General features: G+C 68.5%; 13 protein-coding genes, 1 tRNA gene and 1 other RNA gene. 4 read left to right on the top strand and 11 right to left on the bottom strand.

Annotation, left to right across the window (positions count from 1 at the left end):
• Window positions 1–4 precede the first annotated feature (4 nt).
• The 4 genes from AB0G50_RS00250 to AB0G50_RS00235 all read right to left on the bottom strand — a co-directional run bounded on the left by AB0G50_RS00250 (window position 5) and on the right by AB0G50_RS00235 (window position 6,644).
• Window positions 5–3,034, bottom strand: coding sequence for a type I restriction endonuclease (locus AB0G50_RS00250; RefSeq protein ID WP_360100167.1), 3,030 nt, complete (start codon window positions 3,032–3,034; stop codon window positions 5–7).
• Window positions 3,035–3,141: 107 nt separating this feature from the next.
• Entirely contained in the window at window positions 3,142–4,398 is a 1,257-nt protein-coding gene (locus AB0G50_RS00245) for a restriction endonuclease subunit S (RefSeq protein ID WP_360100164.1), read from the bottom strand.
• On the bottom strand, window positions 4,398–6,143 hold the full coding sequence (locus AB0G50_RS00240) for a class I SAM-dependent DNA methyltransferase (protein ID WP_360100161.1): 1,746 nt from the start codon (window positions 6,141–6,143) through the stop codon (window positions 4,398–4,400). Before AB0G50_RS00240 ends, AB0G50_RS00245 begins: the two co-directional genes overlap by 1 nt.
• A gap of 428 nt (window positions 6,144–6,571) precedes the next feature.
• Window positions 6,572–6,644 (bottom strand) — tRNA-Ala (locus AB0G50_RS00235).
• Window positions 6,645–6,767: 123 nt separating this feature from the next.
• Here AB0G50_RS00235 and AB0G50_RS00230 point away from each other — a divergent pair.
• Window positions 6,768–8,054 carry an AMP-binding protein gene (locus AB0G50_RS00230; RefSeq protein WP_360100158.1) on the top strand — a complete coding sequence of 429 codons (1,287 nt, stop codon included), beginning with the start codon at window positions 6,768–6,770 and terminating at the stop codon, window positions 8,052–8,054.
• Here the strand turns inward: AB0G50_RS00230 and AB0G50_RS00225 are convergent.
• From AB0G50_RS00225 to AB0G50_RS00215, 3 genes are all read right to left on the bottom strand, one after another.
• The gene (locus AB0G50_RS00225) at window positions 8,047–8,802 is read right to left on the bottom strand and encodes a DsbA family protein (RefSeq protein ID WP_360100155.1); all 756 of its coding nucleotides are present in this window, start codon (window positions 8,800–8,802) and stop codon (window positions 8,047–8,049) included. The genes AB0G50_RS00230 and AB0G50_RS00225 overlap by 8 nt on opposite strands.
• Before the next feature lie 64 nt (window positions 8,803–8,866).
• Window positions 8,867–10,174, bottom strand: coding sequence for an MFS transporter (locus AB0G50_RS00220; RefSeq protein WP_360100152.1), 1,308 nt, complete (start codon window positions 10,172–10,174; stop codon window positions 8,867–8,869).
• Between the two features lie 57 nt (window positions 10,175–10,231).
• Window positions 10,232–11,047 (bottom strand): GNAT family N-acetyltransferase, encoded by an 816-nt coding sequence (locus AB0G50_RS00215; protein ID WP_360100149.1) that lies wholly within the window; start codon window positions 11,045–11,047, stop codon window positions 10,232–10,234.
• Window positions 11,048–11,084: 37 nt separating this feature from the next.
• On the opposite strand from AB0G50_RS00215, the gene hrpB reads away from it, so the two are divergent.
• The gene (gene hrpB, locus AB0G50_RS00210) at window positions 11,085–13,403 is read left to right on the top strand and encodes an ATP-dependent helicase HrpB (protein ID WP_360100146.1); all 2,319 of its coding nucleotides are present in this window, start codon (window positions 11,085–11,087) and stop codon (window positions 13,401–13,403) included.
• Between the two features lie 62 nt (window positions 13,404–13,465).
• On the opposite strand, the gene ssrA is transcribed toward hrpB, so the two are convergent.
• Window positions 13,466–13,836, bottom strand: a transfer-messenger RNA (tmRNA) gene (ssrA, locus tag AB0G50_RS00205).
• Window positions 13,837–14,005: 169 nt separating this feature from the next.
• On the opposite strand from ssrA, the gene AB0G50_RS00200 reads away from it, so the two are divergent.
• Window positions 14,006–15,256 (top strand): sensor domain-containing protein, encoded by a 1,251-nt coding sequence (locus AB0G50_RS00200; RefSeq protein WP_360100143.1) that lies wholly within the window; start codon window positions 14,006–14,008, stop codon window positions 15,254–15,256.
• The gene (locus tag AB0G50_RS00195) at window positions 15,241–15,885 is read left to right on the top strand and encodes a response regulator transcription factor (protein ID WP_360100140.1); all 645 of its coding nucleotides are present in this window, start codon (window positions 15,241–15,243) and stop codon (window positions 15,883–15,885) included. The genes AB0G50_RS00200 and AB0G50_RS00195 overlap by 16 nt, the downstream gene beginning before the upstream one ends.
• Before the next feature lie 34 nt (window positions 15,886–15,919).
• Here the strand turns inward: AB0G50_RS00195 and smpB are convergent, their stop codons facing one another.
• Genes smpB through ftsE form a run of 3 tightly spaced genes read right to left on the bottom strand, consistent with a single transcriptional unit; the run spans window position 15,920 to window position 18,065 of the window.
• Window positions 15,920–16,399, bottom strand: a complete 480-nt coding sequence (smpB, locus tag AB0G50_RS00190) for an SsrA-binding protein SmpB (RefSeq protein ID WP_360100137.1) — start codon at window positions 16,397–16,399, stop codon at window positions 15,920–15,922.
• A gap of 30 nt (window positions 16,400–16,429) precedes the next feature.
• A complete protein-coding gene (gene ftsX, locus AB0G50_RS00185) occupies window positions 16,430–17,332 on the bottom strand; it encodes a permease-like cell division protein FtsX (RefSeq protein WP_360100134.1) in 903 nt (300 codons plus the stop codon).
• Window positions 17,333–17,375: 43 nt separating this feature from the next.
• Complete coding sequence (ftsE, locus tag AB0G50_RS00180) at window positions 17,376–18,065, bottom strand: cell division ATP-binding protein FtsE (protein ID WP_360100131.1); 690 nt, start codon at window positions 18,063–18,065, stop codon at window positions 17,376–17,378.
• Between the last annotated feature and the right edge of the window lie 30 nt (window positions 18,066–18,095).

Raw genomic sequence — 18,095 nt, 5'->3', positions numbered from 1 at the left:
GTGCTCACCCGTTCGTCGGCTGATCGATCGCGGCCTCGTAGAAGGCATCCGCGAGGGCCATGACGACCGCGCTGATGCCGGGTCCGTCGCTGAAGAAGTAGTCGGCCATGGTGTTGTGCGCTTCCTGGTTGTCGACGACCGCCTCGGTGACCGCCGCCTGGAAGTCCTGCGACTCCACGAACTGCTTCTTCGAGTTGACCCTGGTCTGGTTGATCAGGTTCGGGTAGGTGAGCAACCTCTGCACCAGTCCCTGGACGAACTCGCGGACCTGCGACGCGGTGAACGACTCGGCGCCGAAGAGGTCGTTCATCTTGTCGATGACGACCTGGAGGGCGACGTACTTCGGCTCCTTCCGGGTACCGGTACCCGCGGCGCCGATCCCCTTCAGCTCGCCGTCGCCGGTCAACGAGATGTCGACCGCGGTCCCCTTGCTGTGCTTGACCCCGACCAGGACCACATCGGAAAGGTCGACCTCCGCGGCCCAGGACGAGTCTGCGACGACCTTCTCCAGGAGTCGCAGGAAGATCGACAGCATCTCCATGTACGGGTCGCCGTAGTCGACGATCTGACTCATGAAATCGTAGAGCCGGACGAGGGTGGAAACGTCCTTGCGGAACAGGTCGAGGGTGTTGAGGGTGACCTTGTCGTCGGCCTCGATCGCGGTCGCGTAGCGGCGGGAGAACTCGTACCGGGCGGGGCTGATCGCGGCCGACAGCGCGTTGTTGCCCTTCCGGGTGATCCACAGTCCGGCGACTTCGCGCACCTGCTCCGGCGTGTAGATGCCGGCCTGGGCGAGCTTGGCGGCGAGGTGGAACACGACGTACGGGTCGGTCTCGGTCTCCAGTGTGGCGTTGGTGAAGTACGGCTCGAACGCGGTCCGGATGTCCTCGGGCTTGTTGACGAAGTCGATGACGAACGTCTTGCGCTTCTGCTCCCCGCCCGCGGTGCGATGGGTGCGGTTGAGCCGCGAGAGCGTCTGCACCGCGGCGACCCCGGAGAGCTTCTTGTCGACGTACATCGCCGAGAGCAGTGGCTGGTCGAAACCGGTCTGGAACTTGTCGGCGACCAGCATGATCTTGTACGTCGTGCCCTTGAAGGCGGCGGCCAGATCCGAGCCCGCACCGGGGTTCAGGTTGGCCTCGGTGAACTCGTCGTCCTTGCTCGGCTGCGGACCCCAGTCCGAGACCCACTCCTCGTCGTCGGCCATCGTCACCGAGCCGGAGAAGGCGACCAGGGTGCGGTAGTTGTACGAGGTGTCCTGGGCGGCACGTTTGGCGATGAAGGCGTCGATCGCCTTCTTGTACTTCACCGCGGCCTTGCGCGAGTCGGTCACGACCATCGCTTTCGCCTTGCCCTCCAGCAGATGGGCGACGTTGGCGTGGAAATGCTCTACGACGATCTGCACCTTCTGGCCGATGTTGGTGGGGTGCAGCTTCACCCACCGCATCAGCCCCTTCCGCGCCGCGGCCTCCTCCACGACCTCGGCACCGTCGCCGCTCTCGGCCTGACCGGCGATCTTCAGCGCGGTGTCGTAGGACTGGTAACCCCTGAGCACGTCGAGGATGTAGCCCTCCTCGATCGCCTGCCGCATCGAGTAGAGGTGGAATTCGACCGGCTTCCCGTCAGGGCCCTTGCGGCCGAAGAGCTCCAGCGTCTTGTTCTTCGGCGTCGCGGTGAACGCGAGGTAGGAGATGTTCTTCGACTCGGCCCGCTCGGTCATCTCGGAGGCCAGGATCGCCTCGACGTCGACGGAGCCGCCCTCCTCGATCTCCTCGACCTCCTCGGCGGTCAGCACCGCCTTGAGCTTGGCGGAGATCTGCCCGGACTGCGAGGAGTGCGCCTCGTCCGCGATCACCGCGAACCGCTTGCCCTTCAGGCCCTTGTCGACCCGGATCTCGTCGAGCGCGAACGGGAAGGTCTGCACCGTCACCGCGATGATCAGCTCACCGTTTTTCAACGCGGTCGCCAGCAGCCCGGACTTCGACTTCGCCCCCGCCTTGCGGACGTCCTCGGGGCTGATCGTGGCCACGATCTTCCCCGACCCGTCGATCTGCCGGATCGCTTCCTGGAGCTGCCCGTCGAGCACCGTGCGGTCCACGACCACGATCACCGAGTCGAAGACCTTCTCGTCGTCCACGTGCAGCCGCGCCAGCCGGTGCGCGGTCCAGGCGATGGTGTTCGTCTTCCCCGAGCCCGCCGAGTGCTCGATCAGGTAGCGCTGCCCCACCCCTTCCTCGCTCACCGCGGCCACGATGTCCGTCACGGCCTCCCACTGGTGGAACCGCGGGAAGAGCATGCTCGTCCGCCGCACCGAGGTGCCGGTGGCGACGTCCCACTCTTCCTTCGTCTCCACGATCATCAGCCGGCCGATGATGTTCAACCAGGCGTGCTTCTCCCAGACCCGCTCCCACAGGTACGCCGTAGCCGACCGACCGCCCGCACCGGGCGGGTTGCCCGCACCGGCGTCGTGGCCCGTGTTGAACGGCAGGAAATGCGTCTTCTCGCCCTCCAACCTGGTGGTCATCGCGGCCAGGTCGTTGGAGACGGCGAAGTGCACCAGCGCCCGATGGCCGAACGACAACAACGGCTCCGACCGACCGTTGGTCAGCGGGTTCCGGTTCTTGCGGTACTGGTTGATCGCCTCGTCGAGGGACTGGGTGAAGTCGGTCTTCAACTCGACGGTGGCCACCGGTAACCCGTTGACGAAGAACACCAGGTCGACACTGCGCCGGTCGGCGGTCGAGAAATGCACCTGCCGCATCACCCGAACCCGCATCGCCGCGTACTGCTCGTTGGTGGTCGCGTTCAGCGAGGTCTCAGGCCGGAATTGCGCCATCTTCAACCGGCCACCACCGATGTACTGCACCCCGTTACGCAGGATGTTCAGCATCCCGCCACCATGCTCAAGAGGCTTGTCGAGCGCCGCGGTCAGCACGTCGAGGAACTTCGCCTCCGACCCCGCCGCCCTCAACGCCTTCCCGTACGCGACCTGCTGGGTCCCCTTCAACCACCCGAACAGATCCTCGGGGAACAACGCCCGCTCCCGGTCGTAACCAGTGTCATCGGCTGAGTAGAACCACCCGTGGCCAGCCAGGTACTCGCAGATCTCAGCCTCGAAGACGACCTCGTGGTGATCGGTTGTCATACCGTCCCCCGGACGTCGACCTGCCCCGTCACCGTCGCCGTAATCAGCGCCGCCCGTCGCTCACGGGCGAGTTCAATAAATTTCTCTGTTTCGATGATCAGTGCATCGGTTTTTGCGGTTTGCTCGTCGAGGTAAGCCGCAACGGCCCGCTGCTCATCGAGCGATGGCAGATGAAGTTCGATCTCCCTCAGCTTTTCGCCTGTGAGGTGGACAAATGAGACCGAACCGTAGTGATTGGCGTAGTAGGCGGATTCGTAGAGGCGGAGCATCGACCAGTACACGAATCGAGGATCCACTTGCGACTTGACCCGCAGGCGGTTGACAGTCTTCTGGAAGGCGATCCCCGGCGCCGACTCATACATAAACCCTGGACGACCGACCGTCGCGCCACCCTCTATCAGGAGGACGTCGCCCGCGCGGAGGTCGAATACTTCCATCTCCGCGCCCGAGAACGGCATCTCATTGAGGTCCAAGAGATTCACAGAGCCATCCGCACGAACGTCTGCCGCCCGAACGTACGGCCTCGACTGGTCTCCGTCGCGGACCGCACGGCCCGCGTCGAGCATCTTCCCCAGACTGGTCTCACCGATGTGCTTGATGCGTCGACGTATCCACGAGTCAGTCGGCGCCAAGGCGGACGAGATAACGGCCGTCCGCCGCTCGCGGAGCATTTCGATCAGGCGCAGCTGTTCCTCGATGAGCGTGTCGATGCGGGAGGTTTCACGGTCGAGGTAGTCGGCGATGGCGCACTGCTCGTCCATCGGGGGAACTAGCCACGGCGCATCAGCCAAATCTTCACGGTTGACCTTCGGCATTTTCACGCGCAGCGAGATGACAGTCACGAACGTGCGGAACGGCCGCGCCAAAATATAATAGAGTGCGAATCGCGACTCGATCCTGCTCCCGAATGACATGGCATACATGTCCGCACTGCATAGCGCTTGGGTTTCAGCGATCGCCGCTTTGTTGAGCGCCGGCCGAATCTTCGAATATACTATCTGCCCCTGCCGGACAGGGTACTTACCGCTGTCGGCACCCTGTTCTTCTGCCGTTTCGACTCCGATAATCCGCCCTGTGCTGCTCTCGATGTGGTTTGGCGCAATGAGTGTCATCCCACACCACGGCTCTTTGCGAGGATCCACCTGCCCACCGTTGATCACCGCCTCATACCGAAAACGACTGAGCTCCCAGTGTGTCGGCATCCCTCCCAGCCACGGGGAGTTTGCAGGTTTCATCTCAGGGTAGAATTTCATCAGCCTTCGACCTCTCGCAGCAGGTCGAGGATCTTCGCGACCTGCTTCTCCAACTCGGCGTCGATCTCGGCGAGGGGGCGAGGCGGGATGTACTTGTAGAAGTAGCGGGTGAAGGAGATCTCGTAGCCGGTCTTGATCTTGGCCCAGTCGATCCAGGCATCAGGCACGTGCGGCTTCACCTCGGTGTCGAAGTACGCCTGGATGACCTCGGCCTTGTCCACGGCGCTGCCAGTCGCGCCGCTGTAGGTGAACGGGACATTTTCGGTGTCGCGTTTCTTCGGATCCGACTTCGTTTTTCCCTTACGGTCGACGACCGCCTTACCGTCCTCGTCGAGAAGTGGACGTTCGACGGTGATGGCCCAGTAGCCGAATTCGTCGTTGCGCAGCACCTTGGAGTAGTCCGACTCGGCGTCGGTGAAGTCGGCGTACAACCGGACGACCCTGGCGCGATCCTCCTCGCTGAGCTCACGGTTCTTGGAGCCAAGACTCTTGCGCATCTTGGTCCAGAACGAGGTGCCGTCGATGAGCTGTACGAAGCCCTTGCGTTCCGAGCGCTTGTCGTTGTCGAGGATCCAGATGTACGTCGCGATGCCGGTGTTGAAGAACATGCTGGTCGGCAACGCGACGATGGCATCGACCAGGTCGTTCTCCAGCAACCACTTGCGGATATTGGAAGGGCCGGACTCGGCGGCACCGTTGAACAGCGGCGAACCGTTCATCACGATCCCCGCCCGACCTCCGCCGTCCTCCGGCGCCCGCATCTTGTGAACCAGGTGGAGCAGGAAGAGCATCTGCCCGTCCGAGGTCGCCGGGAGACCGGGGGCGAACCGGCCGTGGGAGCCCGCTTCGTCGCGCTCTTTCGTGATCGCCTTGGCATACTGCTTCCAGTCCACGCCATACGGCGGGTTGGACATGCAGAAGTCGAACTGGCGACCCTTGAACGCGTCATCGGTGAGCGTGTTGCCGAAAGCGATGTTGGTCGCGTCGTGCCCCTTGGCCAGCAGGTCGGACTTGCAGATCGCGTACGACTGCGGGTTGTACTCCTGACCGTACAGACGCAACTTTGCGTCGGGGTTGTGCTCAAGCAGGTGCTCTTCGGCCAGAGCGAGCATGCCGCCAGTGCCGGCCGTGGGGTCGTACAGCGTACGGATGATGTCGCCCTCGGCCAGATCGACTTCCTTCTCGGCGAAGAGCAGGTCGACCAGCAGCCGGATCGCGTCCCGCGGGGTGTAGTGATCACCCGAGGTCTCGTTCGCGGCCTCGTTGAACTTGCGGATGATGTACTCGAACGCGTCGCCCATGTCGGCGTTGGAGACGACATTCGGATGCAGGTCGACGGCCTTGAAGGACGTGACGACCTCGCGCAGGAGCTCCGCCTTCTCCAAGGCGAGGATTTCCTTCTTGAAATCGAAGTACTCGAACACGTCGACATCGGGCGAAAAGCGGTCGATGTAGTCGACCAGGTTGTCCGTCAGCCCGTCGGCGTCGGCCAGCAGATTGGCGAAGGAGTAGTTCGAGGTGTTGTAGAACGGCCGGCCGGTCGCCTTCTTGACCTCGACCCTCAGCCGGTTCGGGTTGTCGTACTTCGCCGCCAACTCCCGGACCGTCTCCCGGTCGGACTCGAGGATGCAGTCGAGGCGCCGCAGGATCGTGAGCGGGAGGATCACGTTGCCGTACTGGTTGGGGCGGTAGGGACCCCGAAGCTGGTCGGCGATCGACCAGATGAAGCTACCGAGGGTGCTCACAAGGCTCCTCACGAGGCTCACTCGACGATGAACGCTGGACGCCCGACGCGAGCCCGTGCGCGTCGGGCGAACAGGCGGCGCACAGGCTGCGGCTGCCGGCGCGTCACAGGAGCATCTTTGCGTACACGGCATTCGCCTTCGTCCATTACGGTCATCGACACGGCCACATGCGGCGTTAGCGCCGAGATTCAGGACGGCCTCGGCCGGGAAACCACCATCATCCCGCCGAGCGGCGCGGAGAGGTCCTGCCGTCCCGCCTGCCGCCACCCGGACGGACGACAGGTCCCGGAGCGGCCCGTGACCCCATTTCGTGCGATCTCGACCGCCCGGTCAGGCGTGCGATCGTCCACAATGGGCCGATATGCAAGATCGCCCGCTCGACCTGCTGAGCAGGTCGAGCGGGCGATTCATGTTGCCGTATTCGATTGTGGAGCTGAGGGGACTCGAACCCCTGACCCTCACACTGCCAGTGTGATGCGCTACCAGCTGCGCCACAGCCCCTTGCCCGCCACGTTCCCCGGTGGTTACCCGCCGTTCTCGTGTGGCAATACCGTACATCACCGCCCCACCCGAAGAAAAATCGGGGGGTACCCCTTCGGCATCCGGGCTGCTAGACCAGGGTGCATGGGTGTCCCGGGGTTGGTCGAGCCGCACGCCGAGGGTGGTGACGTCGGGATCCGGCGGCACGAGCAGGAACGGCGGTTGCGGGGGCTTGTGGGGTTGCTCCAGCGGGTCGGGGGGATTCAGGGGCGACGGTTGGAGGGGGTCGACGCGGAACGGGTCACGCTCGACGGGCTGGCCGCGTTGCCCACCGTGTCCAAGCAGGACCTCTGGGACGCCTACCCGTTCGGGTTTCGCGCCAGTGACGACATCGTCTGCGTGCACGGGTCCAGCGGCACCGGGGGCAGGCCCACGCTGGTGCCCTACACGGCGCACGACGTGGACGTCTGGGCGTCGGTCATGGCACGCGCCCTCGGCGGCGCGGGCGCCACCAGGCACAGCCTCATCCACAACGCGTACGGCTACGGGTTGTTCACCGGCGGTCTCGGCGTGCACCACGGCGGGATGCGGCTCGGGGCGACCGTGCTCCCCCTGTCCGGTGGCATGACCGAGCGCCAGGTGCGGCTCGTCGCGGACCTCGAGCCCGACGTGCTCTGCTGCACGCCCAGCTACGCCCTGCACCTCGCCGAGGCGCTGCACCGGGCGGGCGTCGAGCCGACGTTCACCACCGGCGTGTTCGGCGCCGAGCCGTGGACCGACGGGATGCGCCGCCAGATCGAGGACAGGCTGAACCTCGTCGCCCTCGACATCTACGGCCTCAGCGAGGTCATCGGACCGGGCGTGGCCTGCGAGTCGCTCGACTCCGAGGGCCTGCTCAACGTCGCCGAGGACCACTTCTACGTGGAGGCGCTGGACGACGCCGGCACGCCGGTGCCCGACGGGACCCCGGGCGAGTTGACGTTCACCACGCTCACCAAGACCGGCATGCCGCTGCTGCGCTACCGCACCGGCGACATCGCGTCGCTGCACCCGCCGGTCGCGGGCAGCCCGCGCACGCTGCGCCGGATGTCCAAGCTCAAGGGCCGCAAGGACGACATGCTCGTCGTCCGCGGCGTCAACGTGTTCCCGACCGAGATCGAGGCCGTGGTGCTGGCCGACGACCGGGTCGCGCCGCACTACCTGGTCATCGAGGACCGCCGCGACCCGGCACGACCGGAACTCCGGGTGGCCGTGGAGGGCGACGGGCACCCGGACCTCGCGGCACGGCTCACGACCGCGTTGCGCGAACGCCTCGGCATCACCGCGGTGGTGCACGTGCTGCCGCCCGGACGCGTGCCGCGCGCCGAGACCGGCAAGGCCCGGCGGCTCGCCCGGTGGACCGGTGGCGAGCCGCCGATCGACCTCACTTGACCAGGTTGGTCAACCAGTCGGGGTCGTTCCACGTCAGGGTCTGCGTGCCGGACACCACGGCCGGCGTGCCCTGGAAGAAGTCCTTGCCGCGCACCGCGTCCATCTCGGACTGCGCCGCCGAGTCGTACGTCCCGGACTGCACGCACGTCTTGAACGTCTCGCCGGTGATGCCGAGGTCGGTGCCGAGCTTCACGAGTTCGTCCTTCGTGTACCCGGCGCTGTTCTCCTTGGGCTGCTTGGCGAACAGCGTCTCGTGGTACTCCCAGAACTTGCCCTCGTCCGTCGCGCACAGCGCCGCGTTGGCCGCGTTGGCCGAGTAGCCGGGCGGGTCGGAGAACTTCACCAGGAACGGCAGCGGGTGGTAGCGCACGCGCAGCGAGCCGCCCTCGATCTCCTTCTTGATCTGCTCCTTGTACGCGGCCTCGAACGAGCCGCACGCCGGGCAGATGAAGTCCTCGTACACGTCGATCGTCGCCTTGGCGTCGTCCTTGCCGACGACCACCACCGCGTTGTCCCGCTTGATCGGGACGGAGATCGAGGTGATGCCGGAGGGCGGCGACAGCGCCTCGTCCGAACCGGACTTCGACCAGATCACCCCGCCGACCACGACGAGCGCGAGCACCACCACGGCGGCGATGCCGATGAGCACCTTGTTCCGGTCGCTCCCGCCGCGGGCGGACGTCACCGCCTTCGCCGCCGCGAGCTGTTCCTGCTTCTTCTTCCGAGCGTTCCGCTCCGCCCCACCCACGTCAGCTTCCCTTCTGAAGAAACCCCCGCAGGGTACCGAGCGATGCTGAGCGGAACCTGAGTGATCACACGCCCGGCTGACGCGGCCGTCCCGCGACGCGCTCCCCGAGCGGCAGCTCGGGACCTTCGTCCAGCCGGCCGGACTCGCCCGCCACGACCTCTCCGACGTGCTCGTCACCGGTGCGCGGCAGGGTTTCCGGCGCCACCACCCAGAACACCAGGGCCACCAGCATGATGGCGCCCGTGAGGGTGAACGCGACGGGGTAGGAGAAGTGGTCGACCAGCACGCCGGCCAGCAGCGGGCCGATGATCGCGCCGCAGTCGGTGACCATCTGGAACGCCGCCAGCACCGGCCCGCCCTTGGCCTTGGCCCCGATCACGTCGGCCACCACGGCGTTCTGCGGCGGGTTGAGCAGCCCGGCGCCCACGCCGGCGAGGGCGGAGGCCACCAGGAACCACGGCACGCCGGTCGAGAAGCCGAGCCAGATCGTGCCGACGGCCGACACGAGCAGTCCGGCCATCGCCATCGGCCGCCTGCCGAGCGTGTCCGACAGCCGGCCGGACACCATCAGCACCGACGCGTTGCCCAGCGCGAACACCGACAGCGACACTCCGGCCAGCGCGGGACTGCCGTGGAGCGCCTCGACCACGAACAGCGGCACCAGCGAGATCCGCACCCCGAACACGGCCCACCCGTTGGCGAACCCGGAGGCCAACGCGGCCCGGTAGGCGGGTGAGGAGAACGCCTGGCCCACGGTCAGCGACTCGGTCTCGACGCCCCGGTCCAGCGACACGAGCGTGGAGCGGCGCAGGAACCACCACACGACCAGCGCGGCGATCACCAGGGCGACCGCGTAGGCGATGAACGGCAGTCGCACGGACACCTCGACCAGCGCCGCGCCGACGATGGGCCCACCGATGTTGCCCAGCAGGAACCCGGTCGCCCACAGCCCCGAGGCCCGGCCGCGCATCGGCGCCGGGGTGATCCGGATCAGCAGCCCGACGGCCGCGACGGTGAACATGGTCGACCCGACACCGGCGAACGACCGGAACACCAGCAGCTGCCAGTACGCGGTGGCGAACCCGCACGCGGCGGTGCCCGCGGCCACGATCAGGATGCCGACGACGTAGGTGCGCGGTTCGCCGAACCGGCTCACGAGCCGGCCGCTCACCGGCGCGAACAGGAGCCTGACCAGCGCGAACGTGCTCACGATCGCGGACACGGCGGTGGTGCCGACGTCGAAGGTCTTGGCGTAGGCCGGGAGCACCGGCGCGACGATGCCGAAGCCGATCGCGATGATGAAGCTCGCGACGACGAGGACCCACACCTCGCTCGGCAGCCGGGGCTTGACCACGACGTCGTTCCCCGGCACAGCGCCTCCCGATCTCTGTTAGCTGTGCTAAGGATATGCCAAAAGGCAACTAAATACTCAATCCAAGAGCTCGTCAACTCTGCGTGCATAGGCGGTTACGGGATAGCCGACGGAGAACCCGCAGACCTCGGCGAACCGCTCCCCCGCGCCGCCCTCGGCCACGTGCGCCGCCACCAGCAGCGCACCCGCCGACCGCAGCGCGCCCACCACCGCGCCCACCAACTCCGACCCGATGCCGCGCCGCCGGCGGGCCGGCCGCACCACGACGTGCTCCACGAGCCCGACACCGCGTTCGCCGAACCCGGCCGCCACCCCGCCGATCCGGTCGCCGTCGTCCACCACCCGGAACACGCACCGCGGGTCGTCCAGCCGCTGACCCAGGTGCCGCATCAGCCGGGTGTGGCCGGACATGCCCAGCTCGTCGGCGATCAGCGTGGCGATGCCCTCCAGGTCGGCGTCGACGGCCGCCCGCGCGGTGCGCGCCGGTGCGAGCGGACCCCGGTGCACCACGGCCAGCGACTCCTCCACCGCGTACCACCCGGCGTCGTCCGCGATGCCCTCGATCTCGGCCACCGTCGTCGGCGACGCGTAGACCACGGCCTCGGCCCGCCCGACGTCGGCGAACGTCTGCTCCAACCTCAGCAGCGTGCCCGCGACCTCGGCCGAGGACCCGTACAGCGCGCACGCGTGGTTGCCGGTCGGCAGCGGGTCGTCCCGGTTGAAGACGACCTGCGCGCACCCGACCCGGCCGACCTTGCCGTAGCGCACCGAGCCCGACGCCAGCCGGGCCGCCTCGACCAGCGAGGCCAGCTCGCGCGCCCGGTACGGGTCGAGCAGCTCGGGGTCGTCGGGATCGCGAAGAGGATCAACCACCCGGCAAGCCTCGCACGCGCCGGCACACTGGCTCACCGTGGAACCGCCCGACCTCCCCATCCGCCCCGCGCTGCCGGAGATCACCGCGACCCTGGCGCGCGCCGGCTCGCTGGTGCTCGTCGCGCCGCCGGGCACGGGCAAGACCACCCTGGTCCCGCTCGCCCTCCCGGGTCGCGTGGTGGTCGCCGAACCCCGCCGGCTGGCCGCCCGCGCCGCGGCCGCGCGGATGGCGAGCCTGCTCGGCGAACCGGTCGGCCGCACGGTCGGCTACTCGGTGCGCGGCGACCGGAAGGTGTCGAAGACCACCCGGATCGAGGTCGTCACGTCCGGGTTGCTCGTCCGCAGGCTCCAGCACGACCCGGAGCTGGCCGGCGTCGACACGGTGCTGCTCGACGAGTGCCACGAGCGCCACCTGGACGCGGACCTGCTGCTGACGTTGCTGCTGGACGCGAAGGCCGGCCTGCGCCCGGACCTGAACCTGCTCGCGACCTCGGCCACGGTCGCCGCGGAACGGCTGGCCGCGATCCTGGCGGCGCCGGTGCTCACGGTGGCCGCGCGCACGTTCCCGGTCGAGACCGCGTACCTCCCGCCGGCCCGGGCCGAACGCGGCGAGGCGACCGTGGCGAGAGCCGTGCGCCGCGCGCTGGCCGAGGGCGACGGCGACGTGCTGGTGTTCCTGCCGGGCGCGGCCGAGATCCGCCGGGTGACGAGCCTGCTGTCGGACCTGCACGTCGTGCCGCTGCACGGCCGGTTGTCCGGCGAGGCCCAGGACGAGGCGCTGCGCCCGCGCGCGCACCGCCGGGTGGTGCTGGCCACGGCGATCGCCGAGTCCAGCCTGACCGTGCCGGGCGTGCGCGCCGTGGTCGACTCCGGCTGGTCGCGGGTGCCGCGGGTGGACCACCGCCGGGGCCTCTCCGGCCTGGCCACGGTCCGGGTCAGCGCCGCGGTGGCCGACCAGCGCGCGGGCCGGGCGGGCCGCGAGGCGCCCGGCCGGGTGTACCGCTGCTGGCCGGAGCACGAGCACAGCACGTTGCCCCGCTACCCGGAACCGGAGATCCGCACCGCCGACCTGACCCGGCTCGCGCTGGAGCTCGCGTGCTGGGGCACACCCGGCGGCGCCGGCCTGACCTGGTGGGACGCCCCGCCGCAGGGCGCGATGGACGTCGCGCACACGGTGCTTTCGACCCTGGGCGCGGTCGACGGCACGGGCGTCACCCCGCGCGGCCGGAAGATGGCCGACCTCGGCCTGCACCCCAGACTCGCCCGCGCCCTCCTCGACGGCGCCCGCCTGACCGGCCCGCGCACCGCCGCCGAGGTGGTCGCGATCCTGGACGACGACCGCTCCCACCCGGCCGTCGAACTGGCCACCCGGGACGCGCCGCCGAGGGAGGTCCGCCGGCTGATGTCCCTGGTGGACGGCGCGCCCGCCGCGCCGGACCCGGCCCTCGTCGTCGCGCTGGCCCACCCGGAACGCCTGGCCAGGCGCCGCGCGCCCGGTTCCCCGGTCTACCTGATGGCAGGCGGCACGGCCGCCGAACTCCCACCCGGCAGCAGCCTGGCCGACGCGGAGTGGCTCGCCATCGCGGTGGCCGACCGCGAGCCGGGCCGCACCAACGCCCGCGTCCGGCTGGCCGCCCGGGCCGACGAGCCGTTGGCCCGCAAGGCCGCGCCCACCCTGCTCGCCACCGAGGACGAGATCGGCTGGAACGGCGACGTGGTGGCGAACCGGGTCACGAAACTCGGCGCCATCACCCTGACCACGACCCCGCTCAACTCGCCGGAGGCCACCCGCCAGGCCCTGCTCGAAGGCCTCCGCCAGGAAGGCCTGGCCCTGCTCCACTGGACGAAGGACGCCACCAGGACCCGGCAACGCCTGGCGTTCCTCCACCGGGTCCTGGGCGACCCGTGGCCCGCGGTGGACGACGAATCCCTGCGCCGCTTCGTGGAACCGGGAAAAGCCCGCCGCAAAGCCGACCTGGCCAAGCTGAACGCCGCCGACACCCTGGCCAAAGCCCTCCCGTGGCCCGCCGCGACGGCGTTCGACACCCTGGCCCCGGACCGCCTCCAGGTCCCCTCGGGCTCCCGGATCGCCCTCGACTACTCGACCGACCAACCGACGCTCCCGGTCAAGGTCCAGGAGGTCTTCGGCTGGACGGAAACCCCGCACATCGCCGGCGGCCGAATCCCCGTGGTGCTCCACCTGCTGACCCCCGCGGGCCGCCCCACCGCCGTCACCGGCGACCTGAACTCGTTCTGGAGGACGACCTACCCGCAGGTCAGATCCGAACTGCGCGGCCGCTACCCCAAACACCGCTGGCCGGAAGACCCCTTGACGACTCCGCCGGCCCGCCGCTGACACCCGCGCCGCAAAAGAAAGTGAGCCGGTCCGCGTTCTCCGCGGACCGGCTCACTTCGGTGGAATGGAGGTGCCGGGAATCGAACCCGGGTCCTCTGCCGGCTCATCAAGGCTTCTCCGTGCGCAGTCCACTACGCCTCTACTCGACCCCGGTGATCACGCGGACAAGTCACCGTGACGGGCCCAGTCACTGTGGGTTTCCCTGCCGTTCCCCGTGACCGGGAACGGAGGTGAGCCTCCTAGCTGATGCCAGGATCCGGGGCGGAGGCGCCCCCGGGCTGACAGCGTCACACTCGCTTAGGCAGCGAGGGCGAACGCGCGCTGGTCGTTGGACTCGGCGCTTATTGGTTTGCGATGACGCTTGCGGTGGTCTCTCGCCTGCACCGGCACGCTTCCCTTGAATCGACGCACAAAGTCGAAACCGTTCACCCCCTGGTCGTGGTGCTTGCGCCACCCATCATAACCTGCCGACCCGACACCCTCCCTCCCAATACGGGGTAGGGCTGTCCCCACCCCCGGCAGGCCGGCCGACCTGATGGTTCCCGGCGCCGCGAGGCGTGATGCTGGGATGCGGTACATCAAGGGTGTGGAAGGTGGGGATCATGACGGCACGGGCCAACCCGGACATCGCGCGGACCAGCGGGTACTTCCTGGTCAACCTGGTCACGGGCGTGTTCTGGTTCAGCTTGCTGGTGCCGCTGTTCGCGACGAGCCTGGGCCTGCTGGTGGTGTGGGCGGGCTTCCCGCTCCTCGTCCTGACCCTGCTGCTCGCGCGGGTCGCGTCGACCGTCGAGCGGTCGTGGGTGAAGGTCGCGCTGGGGGTGGAGGTGCGCAGCCCGTACCGGCCGAACCCGGGCGGTTCGCTGTTCGAGCGGGGCAAGTGGTTGGTGACCGACCCGGCGAGCTGGCGGGACTTCCTCTACTGGATGATCATGCTCCCGCTGGGCGCCGTGGAGTTCGCGCTGGTCGTGGCGCTGTGGCCGGCCGTCCTGGCGCTGGTGTTCCTGCCGGTCTACCAGCAGTGGCTGCCCCAGACGTTCGAGGTCTCGATCGGCTCGACGGTGTGGCTGGTCGACTCGTTCGCCAAGGCGATCCCGGTGTCGGTGATCGGCATCCTGCTCGGCCTGCTGGTGATGCCGCTGGTCAAGGGCCTCGGCAAGGCGCACGCGGCACTCGTCCAGGCGATGCTCGGTCCGTCCCGCACGGAATCGCTGTCGGCCGAGACGCGGCGGCTGTCCGCGAGCCGGGCGCGGGGTGTCGAGGCGGCCGAGGCGGAACGGCGGCGGATCGAGCGGGACCTGCACGACGGCGCGCAGCAGCGGCTCGTGGCGGTGGCCATGGGTCTCGGTCGGGCGCGCGGCAAGCTGGACAACGACCCCGAGGCCGCCGCGGCGCTGATCGCCGAGGCGCACGCGGACGCCAAGCTCGCCATCTCCGAACTGCGCGACCTGGCGCGCGGCATCTACCCGTCGGTGCTCGGCGACCGCGGTCTGGACCCGGCGCTGTCGTCGCTGGCCGCCCGGTGCCCGATCCCGGTGGACGTGACGGTGGACGTCGAACCGCGGCCGCCGACGGCCGTGGAGAGCGCCGCGTACTTCACGGTGGCCGAGTCGCTCACCAACATCGCCAAGCACTCGGGCGCCACCCGGGCCGAGGTGAAGGTGACGCGGACGGACCACTCGGTGGTCGTGGAGGTCACCGACAACGGGCACGGCGGCGCGGAGGTGCGCCCGGGCGGTGGGCTCGCGGGACTGGCGGACCGGGCTGCGACCATTGACGGCGTGGTCGTCGTGGTGAGCCCCGTAGGGGGGCCGACCGTCATCCGAACGGAGCTGCCGTGCGCGTGGTCATAGCCGAGGACTCGGTCCTGCTGCGGATGGGCGTGCAACGCCTGCTCGCCGACGAGGGGATCGAGACCGTGGCGGCGGTGGAGGACGGGGAGGCGCTGCTCCGGGCGGTCGAGGAACACCGCCCGGATCTCGCCCTGGTGGACGTGCGGATGCCCCCGACGTTCACCGACGAGGGTTTGCGGGCCGCGATCGAGGCCCGCAAGCGCGTCCCCAACCTCCCCGTGCTCGTGCTGTCCCAGTACGTGGAGGAGCGCTACGCGGTGGAGCTGCTGGCGGGCGGCGCGAACGGCGTCGGCTACCTGCTGAAGGAACGCGTGGCGGACGTGTCGGAGTTCGTGGCCGCGGTGCGCCGGGTCGCCGACGGCGGCACGAGCATCGACCACGAGGTCATCACGCAGCTGATGGTCCGCAGCAGGCGCAACCCGGTGGACTCGCTGACCCAGCGCGAGCGCGAGGTGCTGGGCCTGATGGCGCAGGGCCTGTCGAACGCGGCCGTCGCGGCGGCGCTCGTCGTCTCGGACGGCGCGGTGGAGAAGCACGTCGGCAACATCTTCGCGAAGCTCGGCCTGGAACCCAGCACGAACGAGCACCGCCGGGTCCGCGCCGTGCTGGCCTACCTGAACCTCGGGTGAGGCGAGGCCCCCTCGTCGGGAGGGGGCCTTCCCCCTAGCTGTAGCGCCCCTTGAGCGCACGACCGTGCGCCTTGGAGATCTCGCGCTGCGCGTCGCGCTTGGCCAGGTCCTGGCGCTTGTCGTAGGCCTTCTTGCCCTTCGCCAGCGCCAGTTCGACCTTGACGTAGCCGTCCTTGAAGTACATCGACAGCGGGATCAGCGACAGACCGGACTCCTTGGTCTTGCCGATCAGCCGCTCGATCTCGTTGCGGTGCAGCAACAGCTTCCGCTTGCGCCGCACCTCGTGGTTGGTCCAGGTGCCGGCCACGTACTCCGGGATGTGCAGCGCGTGCAGCCAGATCTCGCCGTCGTCGACCTGGGCGAAGGCGTCCACAAGGGACGCCCGTCCCATCCGCAGGCTCTTCACCTCGGTGCCGACGAGCACGACACCCGCCTCGTAGGTGTCGATGATGGTGTAGTCGTGCCGAGCCTTGCGGTTCGACGCGATCACCTTCTGACCGCGCTCCTTGACCATGTCAGCAACCTTACGTGAGCACGCCAGTCGTTAAAGGCGCACGTAGAGACGCAGCGTGACGTACCCGGTCAACGCCGAGATCGCCATCGCGACGCCCACCAGGACCGGCGAGATGACCAGGATGTCCAGCATGCCGACGCGCGGCAGGATCCCGGACGTGAACAGGTCGCCGAACACCCGGTCCAGCGCGGTGGCCTTGAACAGCATCAGGAAGCCGACGCCCAGGATCGAGCCGACGATGCCCGCCACCACCGCCTCGATGAGGAACGGCAGCTGCGTGTACCACCGCGTCGCGCCCACCAGGCGCATGATGCCGACCTCGGTGCGCCGGGTGAACGCGGAGACCTGGATGGTGTTGGAGATCAGCAGCAGCGCGGCGAACGCCTGGAGCGCGGCCAGTCCCAGCGCGCCGTCACGGGCACCGTTGAGGACGTCGAACAGCCGGGACAGGAACTCGCCCTGGTCGTTCACCGCCTTCACGCCCGCCTTGCCGCTGAACTGGTCCACGATCACGCTCGCGCGTTCGGGGTTCTCCAGGCTCACCCGGAAGGTCGCCGGGATGGCCTCGGGGCGCGCGAGCTTCACCAGCTCCGGCTGCGCCTCGAAGATCTGCTTGAACCGCTCGTAGCCCTTCTCGCGGTTCTCGTAGACGACGGACTTGACCCCGGACGTGGTCTCCAGGGCGTTGCGGAGACCGGCGCACGGCTGCTGGGCGCAGTCCTTGTCGTTCGCGCTGACGTCGTTGGTCAGCAGGACCGCGACCTCGAGCTTGCCCTGGTAGTTGTCCTGCATCTTGTCGACCATCCGGACGACGAGCAGGCCGAGACCGAGCAGGAAGAGCGAGATCGCCGTCGTGAGGATCATCGCGATGGTCATCGTGACGTTCCGGCGAAGGCCGGTCACGACCTCGCTGAACACGAAGCTGGTGCGCATCGGGGAAGGAGTTCCTCAGTTTCGGGGGATGTGTGCGGGCGTCTCAGCGGCCCACGCCGTAGACGCCCCGCGCGTCGTCCCGGATGATCCGGCCGTGGTCGAGTTCGACCACCCGCCGGCGCATCGAGTCGACGATGGAGTGGTCGTGGGTGGCCATCACTACCGTCGTACCGGTGCGGTTGATCCGCTCCAGCAGCAGCATGATGTCCTGGCTCGTGTCGGGGTCCAGGTTGCCGGTCGGCTCGTCGGCGAGCAGCACCAGCGGCCGGTTGACGAACGCGCGGGCGATCGCCACCCGCTGCTGCTCGCCGCCCGACAGCTCGTGCGGCATGCGGTCCGCCTTGCCGTCGAGGCCGACCAGCTGGAGCACCTCGGGCACCACCTTGACGATGGTGTTGCGCGGCTTGCCGATCACCTCAAGCGCGAACGCGACGTTCTCCGCCACCGTCTTGTTGCTCAGCAGGCGGAAGTCCTGGAAGACGCAGCCGATGGACTGGCGCAGGCGGGGGACCCTGCGCCGCGACATCTTGGCCACGTCGAAGTTGGACACGTACACGCGGCCCTTGCTGGGCACCTCTTCGCGGAGCAGGAGGCGCAGGAAAGTCGACTTGCCGGACCCCGAAGGTCCGATGAGGAACACGAACTCACCCTTGTCCATCTCGACCGAGACGTTGTCGAGGGCGGGGCGCGTGGAGGTCTTGTAGACCTTGGACACGTGTTCGAGGCGAATCACGAGGGGCGAGTCTACTCGTGGCCTGGGTAA

It is taken from the genome of Actinosynnema sp. NPDC020468, from assembly GCF_040642015.1.
Taxonomy (GTDB): Bacteria; Actinomycetota; Actinomycetes; order Mycobacteriales; family Pseudonocardiaceae; genus Actinosynnema.
The sequence above is the reverse complement of the archived record's forward strand: the minus strand, read 5'-3'. Positions and strand labels throughout refer to the sequence as shown.

Bases quoted from the DNA above. Each gene is read 5' to 3' on its own strand.
- AB0G50_RS00230 (WP_360100158.1), top strand. From the start codon at position 6,768: ATGGGTGTCCCGGGGTTGGTCGAGCCGCACGCCGAGGGTGGTGACGTC.
- AB0G50_RS00245 (WP_360100164.1), bottom strand. From the start codon at position 4,398: ATGAAATTCTACCCTGAGATGAAACCTGCAAACTCCCCGTGGCTGGGA.
- smpB (WP_360100137.1), bottom strand. From the start codon at position 16,399: ATGGTCAAGGAGCGCGGTCAGAAGGTGATCGCGTCGAACCGCAAGGCT.
- ftsX (WP_360100134.1), bottom strand. From the start codon at position 17,332: ATGCGCACCAGCTTCGTGTTCAGCGAGGTCGTGACCGGCCTTCGCCGG.
- AB0G50_RS00200 (WP_360100143.1), top strand. From the start codon at position 14,006: ATGACGGCACGGGCCAACCCGGACATCGCGCGGACCAGCGGGTACTTC.